Source organism: Mycobacterium sp. 360MFTsu5.1 (assembly GCF_000383495.1).
In the GTDB taxonomy this organism is placed as follows: domain Bacteria; phylum Actinomycetota; class Actinomycetes; order Mycobacteriales; family Mycobacteriaceae; genus Mycobacterium; species Mycobacterium mucogenicum_B.
The window spans coordinates 221,787-245,972 of the sequence record NZ_KB911471.1; the positions used below are offsets into that span (position 1 = coordinate 221,787).

Genomic DNA, 24,186 nt, shown 5'->3' on the forward strand with positions numbered 1-24,186 from the left:
GTGACTCCTTTGCGACAGAAACGGATCAGGCGGGGGTGGCGACGTCGAGCACCACGCGGAACCGGGCGCGGCCGGACATCATCCGGTCATACGCACGGGGTGCTTCGGTGAAAGGCACGGGCTCTACGAGCGGCGCGATCTGGTGCGTGAGGCTGAACGCCAGGTTGTCTTCGTTGTCGATCGCAGAACCGGTCAGACTGCCGAGGATGCTGCGGCCCCCGAAGATCAGGTCGGATGTGTGAACAGGCAGCGGCTCGGGGGATGCCCCGACAACGACCAAACGTCCGCGGGGCCGCAATCCGGCGACCAACCCTGCCATCGACGGTCCGCTCGACGCCGTCGCGATGACGGCGGCGGCACCGCCGAGTGCGTTGAGCGTCGATGCGACATGTTCGGTTGAGCTGTCGATGAAATGGTCGGCGCCCAATGTCTTTGCCAGCTCCTTCTTCCCGGCGCCGCGCGCGACGGCGGCGACCTGGAATCCCATCTTCTTTGCGTACTGGATGCCGAGATGGCCGAGCCCGCCGATGCCCTGGATCGCCACCAAGCTGTTCAGCGGTGGCCCAGCGGCGCGTATCGCGTTGAATACTGTGACACCCGCGCAGAGCAGCGGGGCTGCGGTGAGCGCGTCGAAACCGTCTGGGACACGGACCAATCCGGCGGACCGGGCGTACATGATCTCGGCATAGCCGCCGTCTGTGGTGGTACCCGGCTGTGGTTGATCACTGCAGTTGACGAAGTCTCCGCGGCGGCAGAAGTCGCACTGCCCGCACTGCCCGCCGAGAAACCCCACTCCGACGCGGTCACCGGCCTGCCAGCGTGGATCGACGCCGGTGCCGACAGCGTCGATGATGCCGATCACCTCATGTCCCGGCACCACCGGTTCCTGCGGGTCGGTTCGCTGCCCCTCCACGGCGAGCACGTCGCTGTGGCACACCCCGCAGGCCGACACGCGGATGCGGACCTGCCCATGGTCCGGCTCCCGAAGTTCCCGTTCCACGAGGGTGAATTGCCGCTGTCCGGTCACCTGATACGCCCGATATGCCGTCACCACGTCAGGACATCAACCCGGACCGAATCGCGGTATCCGCACGGTGACCGTCGTTTGGCGTGCGGCGGGCGTGACGGTCTTTCAAGTGATCTGGCCAGGTTGGCAAGGGTTGTCCGCCGCGGCCGGCAGTCAGATTACTTATGCCGCGCTTCGCGATGCACGGCGAGAATCACCGGCATGAACGAATTGTCGAGCGCCGAAATGGCATTGGCCGCGATTCTCCCGGTGCTGGCCGCCGCCGTCGGCGAGAGTGTGCGATTGCCGACGCCCTGCCCGGGATTCGATGTGGCCGCGCTGGCGGATCATCTGGCGGGAACTGTGACAATGGTGGGCGAGGCGGCTGGGGCGCAGGTTTTCGTCACGCAGAACGCGGGCATCGGGACACGCATCTCGCAGACCACGAATTCGGTGATCGACGCCTGGCGCGCTCGGGGCACGGAAGGCGACGCGATGTTCGCCGGCAGGGTCATGCCCGCGCACCTGGCGTTGGGAGTGCTGTCGGTCGAGTTGGTGGTGCACGGTTGGGACTTCGCGCAGGCACTGGCACGCCCGCTGGCTGTCGCCGCCGCACACGCCGACTTCGTGCTCTCGCTTGCACAGCGCATCATCACCCCGGACAGTCGGCGTACTGCGGGGTTCGACCCTCAGGTACCGGTAACCACCGATGCCGAGGCTCTTGATCGCTTGGTCGCTTTCACCGGGCGTCATCCGCGACAACACGTTGCGTGACTCCAGAAGGCGCAGTAATTGGTTTGCAAGTTAATGCATAACCATGCAGAATCGCTCGTATGACTTCTGTGGCGGTGGCCGGCGCCAGTGGGTATGCCGGCGGCGAGATTCTGCGGCTCCTGCTGGGCCATCCGGCCTACGCCGACGGTCGCCTCACCATCGGTGCGCTGACCGCCGCGGGCAATGCCGGCACCACGGTCGGTGACCATCACCCGCACCTGCTGCCCATCGCGCAGCAGGTGCTGCAGCCCACCGAGGTCGACGTTCTCGCCGGGCACGACGTCGTCTTCCTGGGTCTGCCGCACGGACATTCGGCCGCGCTCGCGCAGCAACTCGGCCCGGACACCCTGATCGTCGACTGCGGCGCCGACTTCCGGCTCACCGATGCCGCCGCGTGGGAGAAGTTCTACGGCTCCGAGCACGCCGGCAGCTGGCCTTACGGGCTGCCCGAGCTGCCCGGCGGCCGGGACAAGCTCGTCGGTACGAAACGCATTGCGGTTCCGGGCTGTTACCCGACCTCGGCGCTGCTGGCCCTGGTGCCGGCCGTCGCCGCCGGGCTCGTCGAGCCCAACGTCACCGTGGTGGCGGTCAGCGGCACCTCGGGCGCCGGCAAGTCCGGCAAGGTCGACCTGTCGGCCGCCGAGGTCATCGGCTCGGCCCGGGCGTACAACGTCGGCGGCGCGCACCGGCACACGCCGGAGATCGCCCAGGGCCTGCGGGCCGTCACCGACAAGGACGTGACGGTGTCGTTCACGCCGGTGTTGATCCCGACGTCGCGCGGCATCCTCGCGACCTGCACCGCACGCACCACGGCATCTGTCGAGGAGATCCGCGCGGCGTACGAAAAGGCCTACGCCAGTGAGCCGTTCATCCACCTGCTGCCGGAAGGTCAACTGCCCAAGACGGGTTCGGTGGTGGGCAGCAACGCCGCGCAGATCGCCGTCGCGGTCGACGAGGACGCGAAGACCCTTGTCGCCCTGTGCGCCATCGACAACCTGACCAAGGGCACGGGCGGCGCGGCAGTACAGTCCATGAACATCGCGCTCGGCTGGCCGGAAACCGAAGGACTATCCACCGTGGGAGTAGCACCGTGACCGACACCCCGTCCCTGCATCGCAACCAGGGCGTCACCGCGCCGGAAGGCTTCCGGGCCGCCGGAATCGCCGCCGGTATCAAGGCTTCCGGGAAACCGGACCTGGCGCTGGTGTTCAACGAGGGGCCCGACCTGTCGGCCGCCGGTGTCTTCACCCGCAACAAGGTGCGGGCCGCGCCGGTGCAGTGGAGCGAGCAGGTTCTGAAGTCCGGTCGGTTGCGGACGGTGATCCTCAACTCCGGTGGCGCCAATGCCTGTACCGGTCCGGGCGGTTTCCAGGACACCCACCAGACCGCCGAGGCCGTCGCCGCTGCGCTGAGTGACTGGGGCACCGAGACCGGGGCCATCGAGGTTGCGGTGTGTTCGACCGGGCTGATCGGTGACCGGCTCCCGATGGACAAGGTGCTCGCCGGTGTCACCGAAATCGTGCACGAGATGGCCGGCGGCCTGTCCGGCGGTGAAGAGGCCGCGCGGGCCATCATGACGACCGACACCGTGCCGAAACAGGTTGCGCTGCACCACCCGGGCAAGTGGACCGTCGGTGCCATGGCCAAGGGCGCCGGGATGATGGCGCCGTCGCTGGCGACCATGTTGGTGGTCATCACCACCGACGCCGTGGCCGACGCCGAAGCGCTGAACCTCGCCCTCAAGAACGCGTCCGGCAGAACCTTCGACCGGCTCGACATCGACGGCAGCTGCTCCACCAACGACACGGTGCTGCTGCTGTCGTCCGGCGCCAGCGAAATTCGGCCCAGCCAAAGCGAATTGGACGCGGCCGTCCTCGCCGTCTGCGACGACCTGTGCGCGCAGCTGCAGGCCGACGCCGAAGGCGTCACCAAGCGCATCGCGATCACCGTCAAGGGCGCCGTCACTGAGGACGATGCCCTCGTGGGTGCCCGGGCTCTCGCGCGCGACAGCCTCGTGAAGACCGCGCTGTTCGGGTCCGACCCCAACTGGGGCCGGGTCCTGGCCGCCATCGGCATCGCGCCCATCGAACTCGTAGCCGACCGGATCAGCGTGTCGTTCAACGGTTCTGCGGTGTGCATCGACGGTGCCGGCGCGCCGGGAGCCCGCGACGTCGACCTGTCGGGCGCCGACATCGAGGTCGTCGTCGATCTGCAGATCGGCGAACACGAGGCCACCATCCGGACCACCGACCTGTCGCACGCGTACGTCGAAGAGAACTCGGCGTACAGCTCATGAGCACGGCCGGGCTTTCGACCGCGGTGAAGGCGGCGGTCCTCGCCGAGGCGCTGCCGTGGCTCAAGCAGCTGCACGGCAAGATCGTCGTGGTCAAGTACGGCGGCAACGCCATGACCGACGACACCCTCAAGGCGGCTTTCGCCGCCGACATGGCGTTCCTGCGCAACTGCGGCATCCAGCCCGTGGTCGTGCACGGCGGTGGTCCGCAGATCAGCGCGATGCTCAAACGCCTTGGCATCGAAGGTGATTTCAAGGGCGGCTTCCGCGTCACCACGCCCGAGGTCCTCGACGTCGCGCGGATGGTGCTGTTCGGGCAGGTCGGCCGCGAGCTCGTCGGGCTGATCAACGCCCACGGCCCGTACGCGGTCGGCATCACCGGTGAGGACGCGCAGTTGTTCACCGCGGTGCGGCGCAGCGTGACGGTCGACGGTGTGCCCACCGACATCGGTCTGGTCGGCGACGTCGAACACGTCAACGCCGAGGCCATCCTGGATCTCATCGACGCGGGCCGGATTCCGGTGGTGTCCACCATCGCTCCCGACGCCGACGGTGTGGTGCACAACATCAACGCCGACACCGCCGCGGCCGCAGTCGCCGAGGCGCTCGGCGCCGAGAAGTTGTTGATGCTCACCGACGTCGAGGGCCTGTACACCGACTGGCCGGACCGCAACTCGCTGGTCACCGAAATCGATACGGCCGCATTGGCACAACTGTTGCCGAAGCTCGAATCCGGCATGGTGCCCAAGATCGAGGCCTGCCTGCGGGCCGTGGAGAACGGTGTCCCGAGCGCGCACGTCATCGACGGCCGGGTCGAACACTGTGTCCTCGTCGAGCTGTTCACCGACGAGGGCACCGGAACCAAGGTCGTGTCACCCGCATGAAGGGAACCGAAGCAATGCAAGCCCGTTGGCAAGCGGTGATGACCAACAACTACGGCACGCCGCCGGTCGCCCTGGTCAGCGGCGACGGCGCCGTGGTGACCGACGCCGACGGCAAGAGCTACGTCGACTTCCTGGCCGGCATCGCGGTGAACGTGCTGGGACATCGCCATCCGGCCGTGATCGAGGCCGTCACCACCCAACTGAACACGCTGGGCCACACCTCGAATCTGTATGCCACCGAACCGGGTATCGCGCTCGCCGAGGCCCTCGTGGCCCAGCTCGGCGCGCCCGCCAGGGTGTTCTTCTGCAACTCCGGTGCCGAGGCCAATGAAGCCGCGTTCAAAATCAGCCGGCTCACCGGCCGCACCAAAATCGTTGCGGCCCAAGGTGCCTTCCATGGGCGCACCATGGGATCGCTGGCCCTGACCGGCCAGCCCGGCAAGCAGGAGCCGTTCCTGCCGCTGCCCGGTGATGTCACCCACGTGCCCTACGGCGACACCGACGCGCTCGAAGCCGCCGTCACCGACGAGACCGCGGCCGTGTTCCTCGAACCGATCATGGGCGAGGGCGGCGTCGTCACCCCGCCCGCCGGCTACCTGGCCAAGGCCCGGGAGCTCACCGCGAAACACGGTGCGCTGCTGGTGCTCGACGAGGTGCAGACCGGCATCGGCCGGACGGGCGCCTTCTACGCCCATCAGCACGACGGCATCACGCCCGACGTCATCACGCTGGCCAAGGGCCTCGGCGGCGGCCTGCCCATCGGCGCCTGCATCGCCATCGGGGCGGCAGCCGACCTGCTGCAGCCGGGCATGCACGGCAGCACCTTCGGCGGTAACCCGGTATGCACCGCCGCGGGCCTGGCGGTCGTCAAGACGCTGGCCGACGACGATCTCGTGCACCGCGCCGACGCCGCGGGCAAGACGCTGGCGCACGGCATCGAGGAGCTGGGCCACCCACTGGTCGATCACGTGCGGGGCCGCGGGCTGCTGCTCGGCGTCGTCCTGACCGCGCCGCAGGCCAAGGCCGTCGAAAACGCCGCGCGCGACGCAGGTTTCCTCGTCAACGCCGCGGCCGCCGACGTCGTGCGCCTCGCACCGCCGCTGGTCATCACCGACGCGCAGATCAACGCGTTCCTGACCGCTCTACCCACCGTTCTCGACACCGCAGCAGGGGAGTCCCAGTGATCCGCCATTTCCTCCGTGACGACGACCTGACCCCCGAGGAGCAGGCCGAGGTCCTGGCGCTCGCCGCCGAACTCAAGAAGGCGCCGTTCAGCCGTCGGCCGCTCGAGGGTCCGCGGGGCATCGCCGTCATCTTCGAGAAGAACTCCACCCGCACCCGCTTCTCGTTCGAGATGGGTATCGCCCAGCTCGGCGGGCACGCCGTCGTCGTCGACGGCCGCAGTACCCAGCTGGGTCGCGAGGAGACGCTCGAGGACACCGGTGCCGTGTTGTCGCGCTACGTCGACGGCATCGTCTGGCGTACCTTCGCGCAGGAACGCCTGACCGCCATGGCGTCGGGCGCGACCGTCCCGATCGTCAATGCGTTGTCCGACGAGTTCCACCCCTGCCAGGTGCTGGCCGATCTGCAGACCATCGCCGAGCGCAAGGGCAAGCTGGCCGGGCTCAACATGTCCTACCTCGGCGACGGCGCCAACAACATGGCGCACTCGCTGATGGTCGGCGGCGTGACCGCGGGCATCAACGTGACCATCGCCGCGCCGAAGGGGTTCGAGCCCGACCCGCAGTTCGTCGAGGCGGCCAAGAAGCGCGCGGCGGAGACGGGTGCGACCGTCACCGTCACCACGGACCCGCAGGCCGCGGCCGACGGCGCCGACGTCCTCGTCACCGACACCTGGACCTCGATGGGCCAGGAGAACGACGGCCTGGACCGCGTGCGGCCGTTCCGCCCGTTCCAGGTCAACACCGCACTCCTCGGCCGGGCGGCAGACGACGCCGTCGTGCTGCACTGCCTGCCGGCGCACCGTGGCGACGAGATCACCGACGAGGTGATCGACGGCCCGCAGAGCGCGGTGTTCGACGAGGCCGAGAACCGCCTGCACGCCCAGAAGGCCATGTTGGTGTGGCTGCTGGAACGTAACGGCCGATGACAGCGCCGACCCGGGCCGGACGGCAGTCGCGCATCGTGGCGCTGCTGTCGTCGAACCCGGTGCGCAGCCAGACCGAGCTCGCGGCCCTGCTCGCCACGGAGGGCATCGAGGTCACCCAGGCCACGCTGTCGCGTGACCTGGAGGAACTGGGTGCGGTCAAGCTGCGTGGCGCCGATGGCGGCACCGGCGTCTACGTCGTCCCCGAGGACGGCAGCCCCGTCAAGGGCGTGTCCGGCGGGACCGAGCGGCTGTCCCGGCTGCTGGGCGAGTTGCTGGTGTCCACCGACGCCAGCGCCAACCTGGCGGTGTTACGTACGCCACCTGGGGCGGCGCAGTACCTGGCCAGTGCAATAGATCGGGCGGCTCTGCCTTATGTTGTGGGCACGATTGCCGGTGATGACACCATTTTCGTCGTCGCCCGCGAACCGATGAGCGGCGCTGAGCTCGCCGCCACCTTCGAGAATCTGTAGCAGTACGAGAACAAGGAGATTGACACATGTCCGAGCGCGTCATCCTGGCGTATTCCGGCGGTCTGGACACTTCGGTCGCGATCAGCTGGATCGGCAAGGAGACCGGCAAGGAAGTCGTTGCCGTGGCCATTGACCTGGGCCAGGGCGGCGAGGACATGGAAGTTGTCCGCCAGCGTGCCATTGACTGCGGCGCCGTCGAGGCCGTCGTGGTCGACGCCCGCGACGAGTTCGCCGACGAGTACTGCCTGCCGACCATCAAGGCCAACGCGCTGTACATGGACCGGTACCCGCTGGTGTCGGCCATCTCGCGGCCGCTGATCGTCAAGCATCTGGTCGAGGCCGCCCGCAGCCACGGTGGCACCGTCGTCGCGCACGGCTGCACCGGCAAGGGCAACGACCAGGTCCGCTTCGAGGTCGGCTTCAACACCCTGGCGCCCGAGCTGGAGGTCATCGCCCCGGTCCGCGACTACGCCTGGACCCGCGAGAAGGCCATCGCCTTCGCGCAGGAGAACGACATCCCGATCAACGTCACCAAGAAGTCGCCGTTCTCGATCGACCAGAACGTGTGGGGCCGCGCCGTCGAAACCGGATTCCTCGAGGACCTGTGGAACGCCCCGACCAAGGACGTCTACGACTACACCGAGGACCCGACGGTCCACTTCAACACCCCTGACGAGCTGATCATCAGCTTCGACAAGGGCCGCCCCGTCGCCATCGACGGCCGCCCGCTGAGCGTGCTGCAGATCATCCAGGAGCTCAACACCCGCGCCGGTGCGCAGGGCGTCGGCCGCCTGGACGTCGTCGAGGACCGCCTCGTCGGCATCAAGTCCCGCGAAATCTACGAGGCCCCGGGCGCCATGGTGCTGATCACCGCGCACACCGAGCTCGAGCATGTCACCCTGGAGCGCGAGCTCGGCCGCTACAAGCGCGGCGTCGACCGCAAGTGGGGCGAGCTCACCTACGACGGTCTCTGGTACAGCCCGCTGAAGGCCTCGCTGGAGGCGTTCGTCGAGCACACCCAGCAGCACGTCTCCGGCGACATCCGCCTGGTCCTGCACGGCGGTCACATCACTGTCAACGGCCGTCGCTCGGGTGAGTCGCTCTACGACTTCAACCTCGCCACCTACGACGAGGGCGACAGCTTCGACCAGAGCGCCGCCAAGGGCTTCGTCCAGCTGCACGGCCTGAGCTCCAAGATCTCCGCCAAGCGCGATCTGGGTCTGTAACAACCACTTCCCGCGAGCGGCCGTGTTTGTACACCGACACACCGTGTTCAGCTGTACAAAAGCGGCCGCTCGCACTCGACGAGGGGCACGTTAATGAGCACCGGTGGAACCAACGAAGGTTCGCTGTGGGGTGGCCGGTTCGCCTCCGGCCCGTCCGACGCGCTTGCCGCACTGAGCAAGTCGACGCACTTCGACTGGGCGCTGGCGCCGTATGACGTCACCGCGTCGAAGGCGCACGCCCGCGTGTTGCACAACGCCGGGTTGCTCACCGACGAGCAGCGCGACGGGCTGTTGGCCGGGCTGGACAGCCTGGGCAACGACGTCGCCGACGGGTCCTTCGGGCCGCTGCCGACGGACGAGGACGTGCACGGTGCGCTGGAGCGCGGCCTGATCGACCGTGTCGGTGAGGACCTCGGTGGTCGGCTGCGCGCGGGCCGGTCCCGCAACGACCAGGTGGCGACGCTGTTCCGCATGTGGCTGCGCGACGCCATCAAGGCCGTCGGCAACGGCGTGCTCGACGTCGCGGCTGCGCTGGCCGGCCAGGCTGCGGCGCACCCGACGGCGATCATGCCCGGCAAGACGCACCTGCAGTCGGCGCAACCCGTGCTGTTGGCCCACCACCTTCTCGCGCACGCGCACCCGCTGCTGCGCGACGCCGACCGGCTGCTCGATCTGGACAAGCGGGCGGCGGTGTCGCCGTACGGATCCGGCGCGCTCGCCGGTAGCTCGCTGGGCCTGAACCCTGACGCCATCGCCGACGACCTCGGTTTCGCGTCGGCCGCCGACAACTCGATCGATGCCACTTCGTCGCGCGACTTCGCCGCCGAGGCGGCGTTCGTGTTCGCGATGATCGCCGTGGATCTGTCCCGGCTGTCCGAGGACATCATCCTCTGGAGCACAACGGAATTCGGCTACGTCAAGCTGCACGACTCGTGGTCGACCGGCAGTTCGATCATGCCGCAGAAGAAGAATCCCGACATCGCCGAGCTGGCACGCGGCAAGTCCGGCCGCCTGATCGGCAACCTGGCCGGCCTGCTGGCCACCCTCAAGGCGCAGCCGCTGGCCTACAACCGGGATCTGCAGGAGGACAAGGAGCCGGTCTTCGACTCCGTCGCCCAGCTCCAGCTGTTGCTGCCGGCAATGGCCGGCCTGGTCGGCACCCTGACCTTCGACACCGACCGGATGGCCGCGCTGGCGCCGCTCGGCTACACCCTGGCCACCGACATCGCGGAATGGATGGTGCGCCAAGGCATTCCGTTCCGCGTCGCGCATGAAGCGGCGGGGGCGGCGGTCAAGGCCGCCGAGGCCAGGGGAGTCGGGCTGGAAGAACTCGCCGCCGACGAGCTGGCCGGCATCCATCCGGGACTCACCGCCGAGGTGCGGGACGTCCTGACCATCGCCGGTTCGGTCGACTCACGTGATGCCCGTGGCGGCACGTCGCCGGCTCGGGTCGCCGAGCAGCTCGTCTCCGTGCGCGACACCGCCGACCGCTTGCGGGCCAGCCTGCAGGGCTGAGGCCGTCGGCGGCCTTAGGCTCGGGAGGTGCCTGCCCGAAGCCGTGCCGCGGTCTACGCCAGACGTCGCAAACGTCGGATGGCGAAGGTCGACCACGACCTGACGACGCAGCAGTGGGCTGTCCTGCAAGAGATTTGGGGCGGCTGCGCCTACTGCGGCGCGGACGACGCCGATCTGCAGAAAGACTGCGTGCAGCCCATTTCCCGCGGCGGGCGATACACGCTCGACAATGTGGTGCCCGCCTGCCGGTCCTGCAATGCGAGCAAGTGCAACGCCGAGGTCACCGGTTGGCTGCGCCGAAAGAAGTTGGATGAGGGCAGGTTTCTGCTCAGGAAGGCCACCATCGCCAGGGAACTGGCGCAATACACCGGATCCTGACGCCGCCCGGCACCTACGCTGAGCCGATGGCCGGTAACCAGACGCCCGAAGTGCGCCTGGCGGAGCTCATTGCCTCGCTCTCGCTGGCCACCGATCTCGGACTGGGGCAGCCGCAGGAGCACGTGTTGCGCCAGACGGTCATCGCGACGCGCCTGGCCGCCGCGGCAGGCATGGCACCCGAGCATCAGGCCGCGGCGTTCTACGTGTCGCTGCTCGCCTGGATGGGATGCGTCGCCGACTCGCACGAGCTGGCGCACTGGTTCGCCGACGACCTCCAGATGCGCGCCGACAGCTACCAGGTGGACAAGGCCGGCCCCGGCATGGCGCGGTTTCTGCTCGGGCACCTCGCACAGGGGCAGCCGGCGCTGCAGCGCATCACCATGGTCGGGCGCTTCCTGGCCCAGGGCGTCGCCGATATGCCGAAACTCTTTGTCAGCCACTGTCAGACGGCCAGCGACATCGCCGACCGCCTGGACCTGCCGCCCGAGGTGCGCACCGCGCTACTAGACGCCTTCGAGCGCTGGGACGGCAAGGGCGTGCCGGGGCGGGTGCGGGGTACTGAGATCCAACCGGTGATGCGCGTCGTCCACATCGCGGACGACGCCGAGGTGCACCACCGCGCCGGCGGCATCGAAGGGGCGCGGGCGATGCTGCGCAGCCGCCGGGGGACCGAATTCGACCCGAAACTCGTCGACCTGTGTTGCAGCCGTCCGGACGAGATCTTCGGGGGACTCGACACCGTCGACGCCTGGGGTTCGGTGATCCGGGGTTGCACACCGCTGGATCGCACTGTCCCGGAGGCTGAGTTGACCGCGGTGCTGCGGGTCTTCGCCGACTACGCCGACCTGAAATCGCCCTGGTTCCTCGGCTATTCACGCCGCGTCGCCGAACTCACCGCGGCGGCGGCCACAGCGGCCGGCCTCGGTCCTGACGACGTCGCCCTCGCCGAGCGTGCGGCGCTGGTGCACCGCATCGGAGCCATCGGCGTCTCGACGGGCATCTGGAACAAGCCCGGCCCATTGACCATCGCCGACCGCGAACGCGTCCGCACCGTCCCCTATCTCACCGAACGGGTGCTGTGCCGCCAACCGCGGCTGTGCGAAATCGGCGCGGTCGCCGCGGCCGGCTACGAACGCATGGACGGCAGTGGATACCCGCGCGGGCTGACCGGCACGGCCATTCCCGCGCCAGCGCGGCTGCTGGCCGCCGCGGCGGTCTACCAGGCGCTCGGCGAGGATCGCCCACATCGGACGGCGTTCGCACCCGTCGACCGCACCGCGGCCATGCATGCCGAGGTCACCGACGGGCGCCTGGACGGCGCGGCGGTCGGTGCCGTGCTGACGGCGGCCGGGTGCCGCACCACACGTCGGCCAAGAATGGTCGCCGGCCTGACCGGCCGCGAACTCGAAGTGCTCGAGCTACTGGTCCGTGGATCGTCGAATCGGCAGATCGCCCAACACCTTTCGATCACGCCGCGCACCGTCGGCACCCACGTCGAACACATCTACACCAAGATCGGGGTGTCGACCCGCGGCGCCGCCGCCATGTTCGCCATGCGCCACGGGCTGGTCAGCGCGGCTGAATAGATCGGGTATTCACCCGATGCGCCCCGGTGTCGGCGGGCCGTAGAACCGATACATGAACAACGACACCGGAACAGGATGGGCAGTGGCGGGCGCCTTCCTGGAGGCCTTCGCCGGCCAGGATTTCGCCTCGCTGGCCGAATGCCTTGATCCCGACGTACACTTCCGCGCCCTGATTCCGCCCGGCCTCGTCGACGTGACCGGGGCCGACGACACCGTCGGCCGCTTCCGGCACTGGTTCGGTGCCGACAACTTCGAACTGGTCGACGCCTCCGTCGGCCGCGTGGGAGACCGCGTCGCGTTGAGTTGGCGGGTCCGCACCTCGCCGCCCGGTGACCCGACCGCCGTCAAGATCGTCGAGCAACGCATGTTCGCCGCCGCCGATGACCGCATCCATTCAATCGACTTGCTGTGCTCAGGATTTCAGTCCGAACCGAAGGAGAACCGCTCATGAGCTCGAAAGTGGCGATCAGCCTCACCACCGGTCTGGAGGACGCCGAGAAGGTCACCATCGCCCTGCTGATGGCGGTCGGCGCAGCCGAACAGGGACATCCGACGATGATGTTCCTGGCCAAAGAAGCCGTGCGGCTGGGCCAGCCCGGATTCGCGCTCGGCGTCGCCTGCGACGGCTGCCCGCCGCTGCCGGACCTCATGGCCCGCTACGAAGCCGCCGGCGGCAGGTTCCTCATCTGCCCGATCTGCTTCAACGCCAAAGCCCTTGACGCAGAACAAATCCTCGCCAATGCCGAGCTGGGCGGCACCATCCCGCTGTGGCAGTGGATCGGCGACGAGCCGGCCACCACGTTCAGCTACTGAACTTCTTCGGACAGTTCCATCCAGCGTTCCTCCAGCTCGGTGACTTCGCTTTCGAGCTCGCGCAGCGAGCCGGTAAGACGTTGCAGCCCTTCGTAGTCGCCCTGGTCGTGCTCGGCGAGACGCTGGTGTGCGGTGTCGATCTGGCCGGCGAGCTTTTCCAGCCGGCGTTCGATGGCGGTGAGTTCCTTCTGCGCCGCGCGCAGCTCGGCACCAGACAACCCCTCAGGCGCCGCCGCGGCGGGTTTGGCTGCGGCGGTACCGGTTTGGGCCGCGTGCGTCGCCCGCAGGCGCAGGTACTCGTCGACACCGCCGGGCAGGTGCCGCAACCGGCCACCGAGGATGCCGAACTGCTGATCGGTGACGCGCTCCAGGAAGTACCGGTCGTGGCTGACCACGATCAGCGTTCCCGGCCAGGAGTCCAGCAGGTCCTCTATGGCCGCCAGCATGTCGGTGTCCAGGTCGTTGGTCGGCTCGTCGAGGATCAGCACGTTGGGCTGTTCGAGCAGGATCAGGAGCAGCTGCAGCCGGCGCTGCTGCCCGCCGGACAGATCCTGCACCGGCGTGGACAGCTGCGCGCTGGCAAAGCCGAGGCGCTCCAGCAGCTGACTCGGGCTGAGTTCCTGTGCCTTGGAACCGGATCCGAAGGTGTACGTCGTGGCCAGCCGACTGAGCACCACACGTACGGGTTCGTCGAGATGCTCGGCCAACTTCTCCACGCCCTGGGTCAGCGTGGCGATCTGCACCGTCTTGCCGTGCTTGACCCGGCCCTCGGTCGGCTCGACCGAGCCGTCGATCAATCCGAGCAGCGTCGACTTGCCGGCGCCGTTGACGCCGAGGATGCCCGTGCGCTCGCCGGGGGCGATCCGCCACTCGACGTCCTGCAGCACCTGCCGGTCGCCGTAGGTCACCGACGCGTCCAGAATGTCGACGACCTGCTTGCCCAGCCGGGTCACCGCCAGCGACTGCAGCGCCACTTTGTCGCGGATCTCGGGCACATCGGCGATCAGCGCGTTGGCGGCGTCGATGCGGAACTTCGGTTTCGACGTCCGCGCCGGTGCGCCGCGGCGCAGCCATGCGAGTTCTTTGCGGGCCAGGTTCTGCCGACGGGCCTCAGAGGCGGCCGCCTGCCGGTCGCGCTCCACGCGCTGCAAGATGTACGCCGCGTAGCCGCCCTCGAAGGGCTCGACGATGCGGTCGTGCACCTCCCAGGTCGCTGTACAGACCTCGTCGAGGAACCACCGGTCGTGGGTGACGACGAGCAAGCCACCGGCATTGGCGGCCCAGCGCTTCTTCAGATGCGCGGCCAGCCAGGTGATCGCCTCGACGTCGAGGTGGTTGGTCGGCTCGTCGAGGATAAGGACGTCGTGGTCGCCGGCGAGCAGACGGGCCAGGGCCACACGGCGGCGCTGTCCGCCCGACAGCGTGCCGATCACTGCATTCCAGTCAAGGTCGCCGAGCAGCCCGGCGATGACGTCGCGGCCGCGCGGATCGCCGGCCCATTCGTGCTCGGGGACGTCGCCGACGACGGCGTGCCCGACGGTGTCGGTGTGATCGAGAGTGTCGGCCTGGTCGAGCATCCCGATGCGGACGCCACCGCGCACCGTCACCCGCCCGGAGTCGGGCTTGAGTCGGCCGCCCAGCATTGCCAGCAAACTGGATTTGCCGTCGCCGTTACGGCCGACGATGCCGATTCGGTCGCCCTCCTCGATCCCGACCGTCAGCGAATCGAAAACCACACGGGTCGGAAATTCCAGATGCAGGGCTTCGGCCCCGAGTAGATGCGCCATCAGGCGCAGATTCTAGGCGTCGGCCGCATGTGCCTCTGCCACGCCGTAACCACGAGGTAACCAGCGCGTTGTGCCATGATGGCGTCGTAATCGGGGGATTTGTACTTATTTGACCAAAAGGGAGTACCCGGTGGTGGACTTTTCGGTGATCACCGGGCCGGTGGAGCGGTTGGTAGCTACCGCTCAAAACGGCCTGGAAGTGCTTCGCTACGGCGGGTTGGAGACGGGCGCCGTGCCATCGCCGTTCCAGATCGTCGAGAGTGTGCCGATGTACCGCCTGCGGCGCTACTTCCCGCCGGACGCCCGTCCGGGCGCAGCCCCGGCCGGTTCGCCGGTGCTGATGGTGCATCCGATGATGATGTCCGCGGACATGTGGGACGTGACGCGCGACGACGGCGCCGTGGGCATCCTGCACGCCGCGGGCCTGGACCCTTGGGTCATCGACTTCGGCTCGCCGGATCAGGTCGAGGGCGGCATGGACCGCAACCTGGCCGACCATGTGGTGGGGCTCAGCGCGGCCATCGACACCGTCAAGGCGACCACCGGCAAAGACGTCCATCTGGCCGGCTATTCGCAGGGTGGCATGTTCGCCTACCAGACCGCCGCGTACCGGCAGTCCCGCGATCTGGCCAGCATCATCGCCTTCGGGTCCCCGGTGGACACGCTGGCCGCACTGCCGATGAACATGCCGGCGAACCTGGCATCGGGCGTCGCCGACTTCATGGCCGACCATGTCTTCAGCCGCCTCAACATCCCGGGTTGGTTGGCGCGCAACGGTTTCCAGATGCTTGACCCGATCAAGACCGCGCAGTCGCGCCTCGACTTCCTGCGTCAGCTGCATGATCGTGAAGCGCTGTTGCCGCGCGAGCAGCAGCGCCGGTTCCTGGCCAGCGAGGGCTGGATCGCCTGGTCCGGCCCGGCCATCGCGGAGCTGCTCAAGCAGTTCATCGCGCACAACCGCATGATGACCGGCGGCTTCGCCATCCACGGCAATCTGGTGACGCTGTCCGACATCACCTGCCCGGTCCTCGCCGTGGTCGGCGAGGTCGACGACATCGGTCAGCCCGCCGCGGTGCGCGGTATCAAGCGCGCCGCCCCGGAGGCCGACGTCTACGAATACCTCATTCGCGTCGGGCATTTCGGTCTCGTCGTGGGTTCCAAGGCCGCGAGCCAGAGCTGGCCGACGGTGGCGTCGTGGGTCAAGTGGCTCGACGCCGGCGGGCCGATGCCTGCCGACGTGGTACCGATGCCGTTGCAGTCTGAACTGCCGCGCGAGTCGGTGCCGCTGGCGATCCGCGTGGCCCACGGCGCCGCAGCCGCGACGGAGATGGCGTTCAGTCTCGCCAACACCGCGGCCGACGCCGTGGTGACGGCCGGTAAGTCGACGCGGGCACTGGCCATCGAGACCGTCCGGACCCTGCCCCGGCTGGCCCGTCTCGGTCAGATCAACGACCACACGCGAATCTCGTTGGGCCGCATCATCTGTGAGCAGGCCCAGGGCGCGCCGGACGGTGAGTTCCTGCTGTTCGACGGCCGCGTGCACACCTACGAGGCAGTGGACCGCCGCATCAACAACGTCGTGCGTGGTCTGATCGAAGTCGGTGTACGACAAGGCGTTCGGGTCGGCGTGCTGATGGAGACCCGCCCCAGCGCGCTCGTCGCCATCGCGGCGCTGTCACGCCTCGGCGCGGTGGCCGTGCTGATGCCGCCCGACGCCGACCTGGCCGTCGCGGCCCGACTCGGTGGCGTCACCGACATCATCTCCGACCCGGCCAATCTGGATGCCGCACGGCAGCTTCGGACCCGCGTGCTGGTGCTCGGCGGCGGCGAGAACCGCGACCTGCACGTGTCCGACGACGCCGACGTCGTGGACATGGAGCAGATCGACCCCGACGTCGTCGAGCTGCCCGGCTGGTACCGGCCCAACCCGGGCTACGCACAGGACCTCGCCTATGTCGCGTTCGCCAACGTCGGCGGCGAGCTGGTGGCCCGGCAGATCACCAACTTCCGGTGGGCGCTCTCGGCGTTCGGCACCGCATCGGCGGCCAACCTGGGCCGCGGCGACACCGTCTACTGCCTGACGCCGCTGCACCACCAGTCCGGCCTGCTCGTGTCGCTGGGCGGCGCGGTCGTCGGCGGCGCCCGTATCGCGCTGTCCCGCGGGCTGCGGCCCGATCGCTTCGTGCACGAACTGCGGCAGTACGGCGTCACCGTGGTGTCCTACACCTGGGCGATGCTGCGCGACGTCATCGACGACCCGTCGTTCGTGATCAACGGAACCCACCCGGTGCGCCTGTTCATCGGCTCGGGCATGCCGGCCGGATTGTGGCGCCGTGTGGAAGAGGCGTTCCAGCCCGCGCATGTCCTTGAGTTCTTCACCACCACCGACGGTCAGGCCGTGCTGGCCAACGTGTCGGGCGCCAAGATCGGCAGCGAGGGCCGGCCGCTGCCGGGCGGCGGCCAGATCGCACTGGCTGCCTACGACGTCGACGACGACCTGATCCTCGAGGGCGACGACGGCTTCGTGGTGCGTGCCGAGCCCAACGAAGTGGGCGTGCTGCTGGCCAAGCCACGTGGACCCGTCGACCCGACGGCCTCGGTCAAGCGCGGCGTCTTCGCGCCGGGGGACACCTGGGTGTCCACCGAGTTCCTGTTCCGGCGCGACGACGACGGCGACTACTGGATGGTCGACAACCGCCGTTCGGTCATCCGCACCCCCCGCGGCGCCGTGTTCGGCAAGGAGGTCGGCAACGCGCTGGGCCGCCTCGACGCCGTCGACATCGTCGTCACCTACCGCGTGCCGGTCGGCGATCGGGAACTCGCGGTCACGGCGTTGAGCCTGCGTCCGGGTGGCAGCGTGCTGCCGGCCGAGCTCCGTGAGGCGCTGGCCGATCTGCCGGTGGGGGTGGAGCCGGACCTCATCCACGTGGTGCCGGAGCTGAAGCTGAATGCGTCCTACCGGCCCGTGCTCGCCGAGTTGCGCGCCGCCGGGGTACCCGAATCGACGGACAACTCGTGGCAGTTCGACGTCGACAGCGACGCGTTTGTGCCCTTCACCGCGGCCGCCCATGCCGAGTTGACCGCGACGGGCAGTCTGTCGTGACAGCCTGCCGGTCCCGGGTGGCGCTGTTAGGCTGCGGTTTGTCAGTCGGGGTTCACGCCGTCGGGCGCAGATATCGAATGGAGAACGCATGACGTCACACACCAGCCGCGGGCGGCGTGGTGTTGCCGGCGCGATTCTGGCGGGAGCTGTGACCGTCGGGATGCTGATCACCCCCGCTGCTGCGCACGCCGACATCCTCGACGACCTCGACGCGCAGTACGACATCGGCTCCAGCGGCGGCGACCTCTCGAACCTGCTTCGTACGGCGCTGAAGCTGCGCGCCCAGGGCTTCGGCCCCTCGAAGGGCAACCTGGACGACATCCAGGCCGCCCTCGACCAGCGTCCCAACCAGGTACCGCTGATCCACGCGCTGCAGGACACGGTGAAGTTCCAGAAGCGCAATCAGGCCCGTGCCGCCGGCGCGCGACCGCAGAGCCCCATCGTCATCGGTGGCCCGGGTGGTCTGCCGCCCGGTCTGGTGCCGGGTACCGGTGGCTCACAGATTCCGTTGGGCGGCTGACGTACGGTGATCGACGAAGCACTGCGCGCGATTTTGGTGTGTCCGCAGGACCGCGGTGAGCTGCTGCTGGTCGGGGACGAGTACCTGTACAACCCGCGGTTGCGTCGGGCCTACCGGATCGACGGCGGGGTACCGGTGCTGCTCATCGACGAGGCGGTCGACATCACCGACGACGCCGAGCACGAGCGACTGCTTGCCGCCGGCCGGCGTTAGTCCAGCGCCGGCAGGTCGCCGGTGAGGTAGCGCTGCAGGTTCGGGCTGATCGTGTCCGCGATCTGTTGCACCGGAAGCGATCTGAACGGCTCTAGCTGCAGGATGTAGCGGGCCATCACGACGCCGATCAGCTGGGAAGCGACGAACTGTACGCGGATTCGTCCCGTGCCGGGCGGATTGTCAACGCGCGCACCGACTTCGGCGGTGATTACGTCTTCCAGGAAGATCCGGATCAGGTTGACGTCGTCGCCCGCGAGCATCGAGCGCAGTGCCGCGATGAAACCGGCGCCCAGCTCGGAGTCCCAGATCGGGAACAGCAGCGACGGCAGCGTGTGGCCGAGTTCGTCGACGGGGGTGTTCCGCAAGGGGCCCAGCACCATCTGCGGGTCGATGGGAATGTGCACTGCGGCCGCGAAGAGCTGCTGCTTCGTCCCGAAATAGTGGTGCACGAGTGCCGCGTCGACACCGGCGGCGGACGCGATCGCCCGCACCGACGTGTTGTTGAAACCATTGCGGGCGAACAGGTCCCGCGCGCACGACAGGATCGTCTCCTTGGTGTCCGAGGTTCCCGTGGGCCGACCGGGCGGCTTGCGGCGGGGCCGCGGCTGTGTCGTCGTCATGGCGTCCGACGGCGCAGGGTCGCGGCGGCCAGGCACATGGTGACGACCGCGAACGCGATCACGATGACGATGTCGCGCATCGTGGTGCCGGTGATGTCGGCGTGGTCGGCCACCTGTTGGAGAGCCTCGAGCGCGTAGGTCGCGGGTAGTGCGTCACTGATCCACCGTAACCAGTCGGGCAGCATTTCACGGGGAACGATGATGCCGCACAACAGCAACTGCGGCACGATCACCACCGGCATGAACTGCACGGCCTGGAACTCGGTGCGTGCGAAGGCGCTGCACAACAGGCCCAGTCCGACGCCGAGTACCGCGTTGATGATCGCGATCAGGAAGACCAGTGCGGGGCTGCCCGCGGTGTCGAACCCGAGGAACCAGAACGACACCAGGCAGGCCAGCGTCGCCTGGGCCGCAGCGGCCACCGAGAACGCCGATCCGTAGGCAGCCAGCAGGTCCAGTCGGCGCAGGGGAGTGGTCAGGATCCGTTCCAAAGTGCCCGAAACCCGTTCGCGCTGCATGGTTATCGAGGTGATCAGGAACATCACGATCAGCGGGAAGACACCCAGCAGGATCAGGCAGGCGTTGTTGAACGGCGACAGTGTGCCGGGGCGGTGCGGCAGATCGTCGAACATGAAGTACATCAAGGTGATGACGGCGCTCGGCACCACCAGGATCATCGCCATGCTGCGGTGATCTGCGGCGAGCTGACGCAGGATGCGGGCGGTGGTGGCCAGGTACGGCCGCAACGTCAACCGGCTCTGGCCGCGGTGCTGCGCCGGATGACGGTCAGAAACGCTTCCTCCAGCGATGAACATCCGGTGTCCTCTCGTAGTTGGGTGGGCGTGGTGTGCTCGAGCAGGCGGCCTTCGCGCATCAACAGCAGTTCGCCGCAGTGGTCGGCCTCGTCCATCACATGGCTGGAGACCAGCAGGGTGGTGCCGCCGCGGGCCAGCCGGTCGAACTGTTCCCAGAGGTCGACGCGCAGCACCGGGTCTAATCCGACCGTCGGTTCGTCGAGCACCAGCAGGTCAGGTTTGGACACCAGCGCACAGGCCAGCGAGGCGCGCGTCCGCTGGCCGCCGGACATGTTGCCGCACAACGCTGTTCGGTGATCCTGCAGGCCGACGGCCGTTATCGCCTCGTCGGCCGCGGTCTTGCTGGAGCCCGTCAACGCGGCGAAATAGCGCACGTTGTCGATGACGCGCAGATCGTTGTACACCGTCGGCGACTGGGTCACGTACCCCACGCGGCGACGTAGATCGGCCGACCCGCCGGGCTTCCCGAGCACGGTCACCGTGCCGTTAGTGATGATCTGGGTACCGACGATGGCGCGCATCAGGGTGGTCTTGCCGCAGCCGGACGGACCGAGCAGTCCGGTGATGCTGCCGCGCCGGACCTGCAGGGAGACGTCGTCGATCGCGCGCCTTCTACCGCGGACGACGGTCAGGTTCTCGATCCGAATCGCGACGTCAGAGGCATGATTCAGCAATTCACCACGAGATGAACTCATCATATGATGAATAATCCGCGCGCGGCGTGGGCATGTCAATGGTCGGCGCCGGACCGGGCAGAATGACGGGCTATGAGCGCCGAGCCACTCGCCGTCGACCCGGTCACCGCGGCTCGACGACTGCTCGGTGCCACGTTGTACGGCCGGGACGTGGTCGCCACCGTGGTGGAGGTGGAGGCCTACGGTGGACCGCCATCGGGACCCTGGCCGGATGCGGCTGCGCACTCGTTCCGCGGGCCGACGCCTCGGAGCTTGGTGATGTTCGGACCGGCCGGGCGTCTGTACACGTATCGCAGTCACGGGATTCATGTGTGCGCCAACGTTGTGTGTTGCACCGATGGCGTGGCGGGTGCCGTGCTGCTCCGCGCGGCCCGCGTAGTTGACGGTTGTGGTGTCGCCGCGGGCCGTCGGCGGCCCGGCATCACGCCCGTCGCGTACGCCCGGGGCCCGGGCAATCTGTGTGAGGCGCTCGGAATCGCCTTGGCGGACAACGGTATTGACCTGATGGATCGGCGATCGCCGATCCGGCTGGAGCTGAACCCGACGCAGGAGGGCAGCGCCGGGCCGCGCGTCGGCGTCAGTCAGGCCGCCGACCGGGCCTGGCGGTTCTGGTTGCCGGGCACCCCCGAGGTGTCGAACTACCGGCGCAGTCCCCGGGCGCCGGCACCGGGGGAGAGCGACTAGCTGTCGCACCCGCACAATGGCGGGATGACTACCGACGCCCTGTTCTGCGGCATCGATCTGGCTCGCCGCATCGAGGGCGCTGAGGCGCAGTTCATGGCGGCCGCCACCAATGCCGCGCGAGCGCGCGGTGCGCCCGCGTCGGTGCGGCCCGTGGGCGGCGGCTTCGCGTGCTTCGCCGAGCCCGGGTCGCCGATGAACAAGGTGGTGGGCGTGGGTTTTGGCGCGATACCTGAGGCCGCCGAGTGGACGGAGATCGAAGCAGGTTGTGGCGCCAACGGTGCGCCGGTCCAGGTCGAGCTCGCCAACCTGGCCGACCCCGGCATCGGCCGGACGCTGACCGGACGTGGCTACCGACTCGTGGGATTCGAGAATGTGCTGGGCCGCGCGGTGGCCGTCGGCACCGAGCCAGTGGTGACTGGAGTCGAGGTTCGGCGCAGCGACGACATCAACGCCTGGGTCGAGGCGGTGGTCGACGGTTTCGCCCACCCGGACGACCAGGGCGTGGCCAGCCATGAGGAGTTTCCCCGCGGCATCGTCGAACGGGCTGAGCGCGATATCGAAAAGGCCGGTGCCGCAGCGTATCTCGCATCGATTGATGGCGTCGTTGCGGGAGGCGCCGCAGCGCGCTTTGCCGACGGAATCGCGCAACTCGCCGGTGCCGCAACGAGGCCGGACTACCGCAGGCGCGGGGTGCAGAGCGCATTGCTCGCGAAACGATTGGCCGACGCCGCCGCCGCGGGCTGCGACATCGCCGTCGTCACGACCGGCGCGGGGACCAAATCGCAACAGAATGTGCAGCGCTTCGGGTTCCAGCTGCTCTACACCCGGGCGATCCTGGTATTCGATAGGGAAAGATCGACGCCGTGAGTACTGGCATCCTCGATGAACTGGACTGGCGCGGCCTGATCGCGCAATCGACCGACCGCGAAGCGCTCGCTGCCGCGACGACGACGGATGGGCCGCTCACGCTCTATGCCGGCTTCGACCCCACCGCACCCAGCCTGCACGCCGGACACCTGGTTCCCCTGCTCACGCTGCGGCGATTCCAGCAGGCCGGACACCGTCCCATCGTGCTGGCCGGTGGTGCGACCGGCATGATCGGCGATCCCCGTGACAACGGCGAGCGAACGATGAACACCGCCGACACCGTCGCGGACTGGGCCGAACGCATCCGCGGCCAGCTCGAGCGGTTCGTCGAGTTCAACGACTCGGGCAACGGTGCGATCGTCGAGAACAACCTGTCCTGGACCGGGCCGATGTCCGCCATCGAATTCCTGCGTGACCTGGGCAAACACTTCTCGGTCAACGTCATGCTCGATCGCGACACCATCAAGCGGCGCCTCGAAGGCGACGGGATCTCGTACACCGAGTTCAGCTACATGCTTCTTCAGGCCAACGACTTCGTCGAGCTGTACAAGAAGCACGGCTGCAGCCTGCAGGTCGGTGGCTCCGACCAGTGGGGGAACATCATCGCGGGCGTCCGTCTGGTGCGCCAGAAGCTGGGCGCGACCGCGCATGCGCTGACGGTTCCGCTGGTCACCTCGGCCGACGGCAAGAAGTTCGGCAAGTCGACCGGCGGCGGCAATCTGTGGCTCGACCCTGAGCTGACCAGCCCATATGCCTGGTACCAGTACTTCGTGAACGCGGCCGACGCCGATGTCGTCGGCTACCTGCGCTGGTTCACCTTCCTGTCTGCCGATGAGCTCGGTGAACTCGCGACCGCAACTGCGGAGCGTCCGCACGAGCGCGCGGCGCAGCGCCGGCTGGCTCGGGAACTGACCACGTTGGTGCACGGCCAGGCGGCGACCGACGCCGTCGAACTGGCCAGTCAGGCGCTCTTCGGCCGTGCCGAGCTCGCCGATCTCGACCAGTCGACGCTTTCGGCTGCGCTGACCGAGGCCAGTAATGGCCAGGTCGCCGAGCTGACACCCGGTGGTCCGGATGGGATCACCGACCTGTTGGTTGCGACGGGGCTGTCCAAGAGTCGTGGGGAAGCGCGCCGAACGGTCGCCGAAGGCGGCGTCTACGTGAACAACGTGCGTGTGGAAAGTGACGAGTGGGTACCACAGCTGTCGGACTTTCTCGGTGAGCGCTGGCTGGTGTTGCGGCGTGGCAAGCGCCACATCGCCGGGGTGCGGCGGGTTGGCGGGTCCGGTCAAGGATGACGACCCCTCTGACCTGGGGAAACGATCCGCTGACCTGGCGATTTGACTCCCCGTTAGCCCTGCCGTAACTTATTCCAGGTCAGAGCGACACGGACAAGCGCCGGAGAGCGAAGACCAAATCCGAGAGTAACACCCATTAAGTTGGGAGTTTCTCACTGCCCGCACTACGGACCGCGGCTTTTAGCCGCGGGTTTGTTGCGCGGTCAGGCCGGGCGTGTTGTTTGAGAACTCAATAGTGTGTTTGGTGGTTTTTGTTTGTTGTTTTTTGACTGCACCTCGTGTTTTCCCGTTTGTGGGGTGTGGTTGTTTTTTGATGCCAGTTTTTGGTGTCTTTTGTTTAGGTCAGATTGTTCTGAACTGGATTCTGCCCTGTCTTTGGATGGGGAGTTTTTGTTTGGAGAGTTTGATCCTGGCTCAGGACGAACGCTGGCGGCGTGCTTAACACATGCAAGTCGAACGGAAAGGCCCTTCGGGGTACTCGAGTGGCGAACGGGTGAGTAACACGTGGGTGATCTGCCCTGCACTTTGG

At 68.0% G+C, this 24,186-nt stretch carries 24 protein-coding genes and 1 rRNA gene; 20 read left to right on the top strand and 5 right to left on the bottom strand.

What is annotated here, in order from left to right:
• Positions 1-25: 25 nt before the first annotated feature.
• Positions 26-1,054 (bottom strand): zinc-binding dehydrogenase, encoded by a 1,029-nt coding sequence (locus H289_RS0123710; RefSeq protein WP_020103330.1) that lies wholly within the window; start codon positions 1,052-1,054, stop codon positions 26-28.
• A 174-nt stretch (positions 1,055-1,228) separates the two neighbouring features.
• Between H289_RS0123710 and H289_RS0123715 the strand changes: the two genes are divergently transcribed.
• From H289_RS0123715 to H289_RS0123775, 13 genes are all read left to right on the top strand, one after another.
• Positions 1,229-1,780 carry a TIGR03086 family metal-binding protein gene (locus H289_RS0123715; RefSeq protein ID WP_020103331.1) on the top strand — a complete coding sequence of 184 codons (552 nt, stop codon included), beginning with the start codon at positions 1,229-1,231 and terminating at the stop codon, positions 1,778-1,780.
• 59 nt (positions 1,781-1,839) lie between these two features.
• A complete protein-coding gene (argC, locus tag H289_RS0123720) occupies positions 1,840-2,874 on the top strand; it encodes an N-acetyl-gamma-glutamyl-phosphate reductase (protein ID WP_029105655.1) in 1,035 nt (344 codons plus the stop codon).
• Positions 2,871-4,076 (top strand): bifunctional glutamate N-acetyltransferase/amino-acid acetyltransferase ArgJ, encoded by a 1,206-nt coding sequence (gene argJ / locus H289_RS0123725; protein ID WP_020103333.1) that lies wholly within the window; start codon positions 2,871-2,873, stop codon positions 4,074-4,076. The genes argC and argJ overlap by 4 nt, the downstream gene beginning before the upstream one ends.
• The gene (gene argB / locus H289_RS0123730; protein WP_020103334.1) at positions 4,073-4,957 is read left to right on the top strand and encodes an acetylglutamate kinase; all 885 of its coding nucleotides are present in this window, start codon (positions 4,073-4,075) and stop codon (positions 4,955-4,957) included. Before argJ ends, argB begins: the two co-directional genes overlap by 4 nt.
• Positions 4,954-6,141, top strand: a complete 1,188-nt coding sequence (locus H289_RS0123735; RefSeq protein WP_020103335.1) for an acetylornithine transaminase — start codon at positions 4,954-4,956, stop codon at positions 6,139-6,141. The genes argB and H289_RS0123735 overlap by 4 nt, the downstream gene beginning before the upstream one ends.
• Positions 6,138-7,067, top strand: a complete 930-nt coding sequence (gene argF, locus H289_RS0123740; protein ID WP_020103336.1) for an ornithine carbamoyltransferase — start codon at positions 6,138-6,140, stop codon at positions 7,065-7,067. Before H289_RS0123735 ends, argF begins: the two co-directional genes overlap by 4 nt.
• Complete coding sequence (locus tag H289_RS0123745; protein ID WP_020103337.1) at positions 7,064-7,537, top strand: arginine repressor; 474 nt, start codon at positions 7,064-7,066, stop codon at positions 7,535-7,537. The genes argF and H289_RS0123745 overlap by 4 nt, the downstream gene beginning before the upstream one ends.
• A 26-nt stretch (positions 7,538-7,563) precedes the next feature.
• Positions 7,564-8,763: an argininosuccinate synthase gene (locus tag H289_RS0123750; protein WP_020103338.1), complete on the top strand. Its 1,200-nt coding sequence runs from the start codon at positions 7,564-7,566 to the stop codon at positions 8,761-8,763.
• A gap of 93 nt (positions 8,764-8,856) precedes the next feature.
• Positions 8,857-10,278 carry an argininosuccinate lyase gene (gene argH, locus H289_RS0123755; protein ID WP_020103339.1) on the top strand — a complete coding sequence of 474 codons (1,422 nt, stop codon included), beginning with the start codon at positions 8,857-8,859 and terminating at the stop codon, positions 10,276-10,278.
• Between the two features lie 78 nt (positions 10,279-10,356).
• The gene (locus tag H289_RS0123760) at positions 10,357-10,656 is read left to right on the top strand and encodes an HNH endonuclease (protein ID WP_020103340.1); all 300 of its coding nucleotides are present in this window, start codon (positions 10,357-10,359) and stop codon (positions 10,654-10,656) included.
• 26 nt (positions 10,657-10,682) lie between these two features.
• Complete coding sequence (locus tag H289_RS0123765; protein WP_020103341.1) at positions 10,683-12,242, top strand: HD domain-containing phosphohydrolase; 1,560 nt, start codon at positions 10,683-10,685, stop codon at positions 12,240-12,242.
• Between the two features lie 52 nt (positions 12,243-12,294).
• Complete coding sequence (locus tag H289_RS0123770; RefSeq protein ID WP_020103342.1) at positions 12,295-12,693, top strand: nuclear transport factor 2 family protein; 399 nt, start codon at positions 12,295-12,297, stop codon at positions 12,691-12,693.
• Entirely contained in the window at positions 12,690-13,055 is a 366-nt protein-coding gene (locus tag H289_RS0123775) for a DsrE family protein (RefSeq protein ID WP_020103343.1), read from the top strand. Before H289_RS0123770 ends, H289_RS0123775 begins: the two co-directional genes overlap by 4 nt.
• On the opposite strand, the gene H289_RS0123780 is transcribed toward H289_RS0123775, so the two are convergent.
• Entirely contained in the window at positions 13,049-14,842 is a 1,794-nt protein-coding gene (locus tag H289_RS0123780) for an ABC-F family ATP-binding cassette domain-containing protein (protein ID WP_020103344.1), read from the bottom strand. The two genes, H289_RS0123775 and H289_RS0123780, sit on opposite strands and share 7 nt — an antisense overlap.
• Before the next feature lie 130 nt (positions 14,843-14,972).
• Between H289_RS0123780 and H289_RS0123785 the strand changes: the two genes are divergently transcribed.
• From H289_RS0123785 to H289_RS0123795, 3 genes are all read left to right on the top strand, one after another.
• Positions 14,973-17,945, top strand: a complete 2,973-nt coding sequence (locus H289_RS0123785) for an acyl-CoA synthetase (protein ID WP_020103345.1) — start codon at positions 14,973-14,975, stop codon at positions 17,943-17,945.
• 88 nt (positions 17,946-18,033) lie between these two features.
• Entirely contained in the window at positions 18,034-18,465 is a 432-nt protein-coding gene (locus H289_RS0123790) for a hypothetical protein (RefSeq protein ID WP_020103346.1), read from the top strand.
• A 6-nt stretch (positions 18,466-18,471) separates the two neighbouring features.
• On the top strand, positions 18,472-18,678 hold the full coding sequence (locus H289_RS0123795) for a Trm112 family protein (protein WP_020103347.1): 207 nt from the start codon (positions 18,472-18,474) through the stop codon (positions 18,676-18,678).
• Here the strand turns inward: H289_RS0123795 and H289_RS0123800 are convergent.
• From H289_RS0123800 to H289_RS0123810, 3 genes are read right to left on the bottom strand one after another with little or no spacing between them, the layout of a single operon-like run.
• A complete protein-coding gene (locus H289_RS0123800; RefSeq protein WP_029105657.1) occupies positions 18,675-19,298 on the bottom strand; it encodes a TetR/AcrR family transcriptional regulator in 624 nt (207 codons plus the stop codon). The genes H289_RS0123795 and H289_RS0123800 overlap by 4 nt on opposite strands.
• Positions 19,295-20,113 (bottom strand): ABC transporter permease, encoded by an 819-nt coding sequence (locus H289_RS0123805; RefSeq protein WP_036421279.1) that lies wholly within the window; start codon positions 20,111-20,113, stop codon positions 19,295-19,297. Before H289_RS0123805 ends, H289_RS0123800 begins: the two co-directional genes overlap by 4 nt.
• Positions 20,047-20,811: an ABC transporter ATP-binding protein gene (locus tag H289_RS0123810; RefSeq protein ID WP_020103350.1), complete on the bottom strand. Its 765-nt coding sequence runs from the start codon at positions 20,809-20,811 to the stop codon at positions 20,047-20,049. Before H289_RS0123810 ends, H289_RS0123805 begins: the two co-directional genes overlap by 67 nt.
• Positions 20,812-20,880: 69 nt before the next feature.
• Between H289_RS0123810 and H289_RS0123815 the strand changes: the two genes are divergently transcribed.
• The 4 genes from H289_RS0123815 to H289_RS0123830 all read left to right on the top strand — a co-directional run.
• Entirely contained in the window at positions 20,881-21,492 is a 612-nt protein-coding gene (locus H289_RS0123815) for a DNA-3-methyladenine glycosylase (protein ID WP_020103351.1), read from the top strand.
• Between the two features lie 24 nt (positions 21,493-21,516).
• Positions 21,517-22,359, top strand: coding sequence for a GNAT family N-acetyltransferase (locus H289_RS0123820; protein ID WP_020103352.1), 843 nt, complete (start codon positions 21,517-21,519; stop codon positions 22,357-22,359).
• The gene (gene tyrS, locus H289_RS0123825; RefSeq protein WP_020103353.1) at positions 22,356-23,657 is read left to right on the top strand and encodes a tyrosine--tRNA ligase; all 1,302 of its coding nucleotides are present in this window, start codon (positions 22,356-22,358) and stop codon (positions 23,655-23,657) included. The genes H289_RS0123820 and tyrS overlap by 4 nt, the downstream gene beginning before the upstream one ends.
• A gap of 391 nt (positions 23,658-24,048) precedes the next feature.
• Positions 24,049-24,186, top strand: a 16S ribosomal RNA gene (locus H289_RS0123830); the annotation flags it as partial.